Origin of the sequence: Streptomyces spiroverticillatus, assembly GCA_014650415.1 — a bacterium.
In the GTDB taxonomy this organism is placed as follows: domain Bacteria; phylum Actinomycetota; class Actinomycetes; order Streptomycetales; family Streptomycetaceae; genus Streptomyces; species Streptomyces spiroverticillatus.
The window spans coordinates 1-580 of sequence record BMUX01000090.1; the positions used below are offsets into that span (position 1 = coordinate 1).

General features: G+C 64.3%; 1 protein-coding gene. It reads left to right on the top strand.

What is annotated here, in order from left to right; translation table 11 throughout:
- A partial coding sequence (locus IE269_RS42845) for a DUF6221 family protein (RefSeq protein WP_318299721.1) occupies positions 1 to 467 on the top strand: 467 nt, incomplete at its 5' end.
- Between the last annotated feature and the right edge of the window lie 113 nt (positions 468 to 580).

Here is a 580-nt window from a genome sequence, read left to right on the forward strand (position 1 = left end):
ATACATCGCAGCAATGCCCAACAAGACAAATTGGGATCATGCGGCTCCCCAGCGGACTCCGAGTGCTGAAGCTGAGCAGCCAGCTCCGGCCCTCCGTCTTTCGCGCCAACTACTTCTCGCACCGGTCCTTGATCGGCAAGATGATCGCCATGAATGACGATCTCGTTGAATTCGTGCGATCGAGGCTCGATGCAGACGAACACAACGTGGTGATGATCACGTCACTCGCGCCACCAGGCACGGATGTGACCCTCGACAGCACGATCCCTATGATCGACGCGATTCGGGCTGCCACTGACCTATACGCGACGGTTGCTCACCTCGAACCGCCGGCCCGGGGTGCCAGCCGCGACTTTGAGGCCGGGTGGGCTGCGGGCCTCGGGGCCGCCGTCCGGCTCCTCGCCCAGGCGTACCACGACTCCCCGGACTACCGGGAAGAGTGGCGCCCGCAGGCACTTCCCGAGTAGACGGGCTCAGGCAGCCGACCGCCCAGCCGTCGGAGACAACTGGCGGCACGGATCCGCCGCTGCCCGGGCAACGATCTTCCATCCGGTGGGAAGCGATCTCCGAACTTCCCCTT